Annotated in this window: 5 protein-coding genes; 3 read left to right on the top strand and 2 right to left on the bottom strand. The window is 36.6% G+C overall.

Annotated features, from left to right (window positions below):
- Positions 1-93: 93 nt before the first annotated feature.
- Complete coding sequence (locus tag GOQ17_RS15970; protein WP_159639048.1) at positions 94-285, bottom strand: hypothetical protein; 192 nt, start codon at positions 283-285, stop codon at positions 94-96.
- A gap of 415 nt (positions 286-700) precedes the next feature.
- On the opposite strand from GOQ17_RS15970, the gene hemL reads away from it, so the two are divergent.
- The 3 genes from hemL to GOQ17_RS15955 all read left to right on the top strand — a co-directional run bounded on the left by hemL (position 701) and on the right by GOQ17_RS15955 (position 3400).
- The gene (hemL, locus tag GOQ17_RS15965; RefSeq protein WP_159639046.1) at positions 701-2008 is read left to right on the top strand and encodes a glutamate-1-semialdehyde 2,1-aminomutase; all 1308 of its coding nucleotides are present in this window, start codon (positions 701-703) and stop codon (positions 2006-2008) included.
- A 59-nt stretch (positions 2009-2067) separates the two neighbouring features.
- On the top strand, positions 2068-2886 hold the full coding sequence (locus GOQ17_RS15960; protein WP_159639044.1) for a hypothetical protein: 819 nt from the start codon (positions 2068-2070) through the stop codon (positions 2884-2886).
- Between the two features lie 94 nt (positions 2887-2980).
- Positions 2981-3400 carry a hypothetical protein gene (locus GOQ17_RS15955; RefSeq protein WP_159639042.1) on the top strand — a complete coding sequence of 140 codons (420 nt, stop codon included), beginning with the start codon at positions 2981-2983 and terminating at the stop codon, positions 3398-3400.
- Between the two features lie 40 nt (positions 3401-3440).
- Here the strand turns inward: GOQ17_RS15955 and GOQ17_RS15950 are convergent.
- Positions 3441-3797 (bottom strand): hypothetical protein (locus tag GOQ17_RS15950; protein ID WP_201288654.1); only part of this gene is annotated, 357 nt, incomplete at its 5' end.

The following is a 3797-nucleotide window of genomic DNA, read 5'->3' as shown; positions in this document are numbered from 1 at the left end:
AGATCCTTTTATACAGGATAATTCAACTGCCATGATTTTAAAAGATTCTTCAAATACTCGTGCCATATGTTAACAAATTTAATTCTTTATTTTTTAAATCTGTCTCCACTCAAAGGTAGCAACTCCATGACCGACTTTATCAGTACCGGGCGCGCCTTTGTTGCCTACAACCTGATCGTACGCCTGATGAAGATTGCTACTACTCATAATTTCTTCGAGTAACATGTTGTTTTGCATTTTTTCCCCTGTTTTTTTCCCTGTTTCCTTGTTTTCTATTTCTTTCAAGATATCGTTCAGCGCTCCCTGCTACTTTTCTGCTTCCAGCATATCCCTTGCAGGGCAGCTATCCATTCGGAGTTTTCTGCTTTCTTTACGATAATCCCAGTTCCCATAAATTAAACGGACGTTTAATGTTCAGTTAACGTTTCCCACTATCAAGGCACGTTCGGGACTTACACCCTAGAGTTCACGCACATGCCGGGCGCACATAAAATACAGGCTCAAGAATTTCTTGAGCCTGTGTTGATTTAGCAACTTCGCGTCATTTCGACGATAGGAGAAATCTCAATTTTAAGCAATAAGATTGATAATATACACCATCTTGACGAAATGACGATTTGGTTTATTATAAATCCTGACTTGGTAATGAACATAATTTACGTTTAAATCTATAACTTCGCAAGACTATTGAATTTAACACATGAAAGCACAAGATATATCTAGAGAAAAGTCAGCTGAACTTTTCGAAAAAGCAAAAAACTATTTCCCTGGTGGAGTTAACTCACCAGTTCGCGCATTCAAATCGGTATACGGCACGCCATTATTTATCGAAAGAGGTGAAAAAGCACATCTTTGGGATGCTGACGGAAATGAGTTTATAGATTTTTGCTGTTCTTGGGGACCACTTATTTTAGGTCACAACAATCCTGAAATCCGTGAAGCGGTACAAGCGCAATTAGGTAAAGGTTTGAGTTTTGGTGCGCCTACTGCATTAGAAAATGAGTTAGCGGAATTGATTATTTCCAACAACAGATATGTAGAGAAAATCCGTTTTGTAAGTTCAGGTACAGAAGCCGTAATGTCAGCAATTCGCTTGGCTAGAGGCTATACAAAACGTGATAAAATAGTCAAGTTCGAAGGCTGTTATCACGGTCACTCCGATTCTTTATTAGTAAAAGCGGGTTCTGGATTAGTAACTTTTGGAGAAACTTCTTCCGCTGGTGTTCCTAAAGCATTTGCTGATGAAACTATTGTTATCGGCTTAAATGACAAGGCAGCGTTAGAACAAGTTTTCGTTGATTTCAAAGATCAAATTGCTGCTGTTATTATTGAAGGTGTACCTGCAAATAATGGCTTATTGATTCAAGATAAAGATTACATTCACTTTTTACGAGCTATTACTAAGAGTAACGGGTCATTATTGATTTTTGATGAGGTGATTACAGGTTTCCGTTTAGGATTCGAGGGCGCTGCCAAATATTATGATATTCAACCTGATATTTTGACTTATGGTAAGATCATCGGTGGTGGTATGCCTGTTGGTGCTTACGGAGCTTCGGCAGAAATAATGGGATATATTTCGCCAGATGGCGGTGTATATCAAGCGGGAACTCTTTCAGGAAATCCAGTTGCTATGGCTGCAGGTATTGCGGCATTAAGTATTTTGGCTCAACCTGGATTCTACGAAAAACAAGAGCAAACAACATTAGCTTTCGTCGAAGAAATCCGCACCTTTATTGCTGAAAATAAACTTGAAGTGAAAATCTTTACCGTTGGTTCTATTTTCTGGTTTGCATTCACTTCCTTGGATAAAATTCAATCGGCAGACCAGATTGCACACGATTCTATGGAAAAATATAAAATCATGCACCGTGAGTTGCTAAATAGAGGTATCTATTTCGGTCCTTCAGGCTATGAAGTAGGATTTATTTCTTCGGCACATACGCAAGATGATTTAACTACAGCTATTGCTGCAATCAAGGAAGCGCTATTAGTGGCATTTGCATAAAACTTTTTGGTGAAGTGGTTTGTTGTAATAAGTATTGATTACAATAAACCACTTTTATCATGAAGAATGTATTACTTATAAACTACTTTTTAACCGCAGCTTGCGGATTGATGATTACCTTCTCTTGTAACTCATCCAATACCAACAATAATACGACAACACAAGATTCTATCGCTAATGTAGACAGTGCCTTAGCTATTGAAGTTACGCCCTTACCACACGCAAAAGAATTTCCTGGTGCTACGTTAACAATTTCGTCTTTAGGTTCTGAAAAATTAGGTAATGATTCTGCTAAGGTCACAATTAAATATGCTGTTCAAAACTTCAACCTCACCGACCAAACAGACCATGAGCACCATATGGCAAATTCATCTGATGGACAACATATACATTTTATCTTGAATAATGCACCTTATGTAGCATTATACAAACCAGAACATTCGTTTAATGTACCAATTAATTCAGAGCATTATCTCCTATCCTTCTTATCTCGTTCTTTTCACGAATCGATAAAAACCACGGATGCTTCCAAATTGATAAAATTTAAAGTCAATGCCGATGGAAAAATCGAAGAGCAGAATGTGCCGACAGAACCTTCGCTGTTCTACAGTAGACCAAAAGGAGATTATAAAGGCGATGATACGAAATCTGTATTATTAGATTTCTTTTTAGTGAATGCGGACATATCTCCTGACGCAAATAAAGTAAAAGCAGTTATTAATGGTCAAGAATTTGTGTTGGATAGATGGGTGCCGTATGAAATCACAAATTTGCCTAAGGGAGAAGCGACGATTCAACTTACATTGGTTAATGCAGAGGGAAATGCTTTGACAGGTGATAATGTGACAATAGAAAGAAAAAGTAACTTTTTGGAATGATATTCGTTATATAAAAATGTGAAAATGCGTTAAACTTTTATTGACTTACATTGTCACATTAAAAACAAGTATTAATTATTTTAACTTCTTATATATGAAACGAGTATTATTAGCATTAGCTATTGCTAGCGCATCATTATCCACATTAAGTTCTTGTACAAAAGAATATATCACAAATTATTTACCGGGTGTTACTTATACAACAACAGTTAAAGCCGCAGATTGGGTGCGTGACGGCAACACAAATATCTATTATACAGATCTTGATTTTCCAGAATTGGATTCGAAATATTATAATTATGGAACTGTCCAAGTTCATTTAGAATTTGCAGATTCTAGGGGATATTACAATGCTATTCCCGCTACTATCAAAGGTATACACTATAATTACGAATATAAGGTCGGAACAGTTTCTCTTTACGCAGAAGATAGATTAGGTGCCCAAGTAAATGCATTAGATAAAGATATGATTGTAAAAATAACCCTAACAGATGCCGATAACGGAGGTAACTAAAAAATAAAGAGAGCTCAATTGAGCTCTCTCTTGACTTTGGCTAGTTTCTCATATATATGAAAGAAGAAACAGCATTATTCATGATTTTACCTTGTTTCGCTAATTTATTTTCAATGTTCACGAAGTCGGTTAAATTGATTTTTGAGCTTATAGCCCAGTTTTCTAACCTAACCGCATTTAATATGTCACCTGTTGTTGTTCTATTTTGTCCTTGTTTATTATACCATTTTGGAGCTGGAAGTTTATCATTATTTAGTTGATTAGCTTTGAGTGAAGCAAGTAAAAGCATACCGTAACAAGCTGATAAGAACGCTGGCACTTTTTGCACGGCTTGTTTTTCTCTCACCTGTGCTTGTCCACACCCCATTAAGCTTTTTTGATCTCTAAACCCCACTTC

This window comes from Sphingobacterium composti (assembly GCF_009829075.1).
GTDB classification, from domain to species: Bacteria; Bacteroidota; Bacteroidia; order Sphingobacteriales; family Sphingobacteriaceae; genus Sphingobacterium; species Sphingobacterium composti.
The sequence above is the reverse complement of the archived record's forward strand: the minus strand, read 5'-3'. Positions and strand labels throughout refer to the sequence as shown.

Bases quoted from the DNA above. Each gene is read 5' to 3' on its own strand.
- hemL (WP_159639046.1), top strand. From the start codon at position 701: ATGAAAGCACAAGATATATCTAGAGAAAAGTCAGCTGAACTTTTCGAA.
- GOQ17_RS15960 (WP_159639044.1), top strand. From the start codon at position 2,068: ATGAAGAATGTATTACTTATAAACTACTTTTTAACCGCAGCTTGCGGA.
- GOQ17_RS15955 (WP_159639042.1), top strand. From the start codon at position 2,981: ATGAAACGAGTATTATTAGCATTAGCTATTGCTAGCGCATCATTATCC.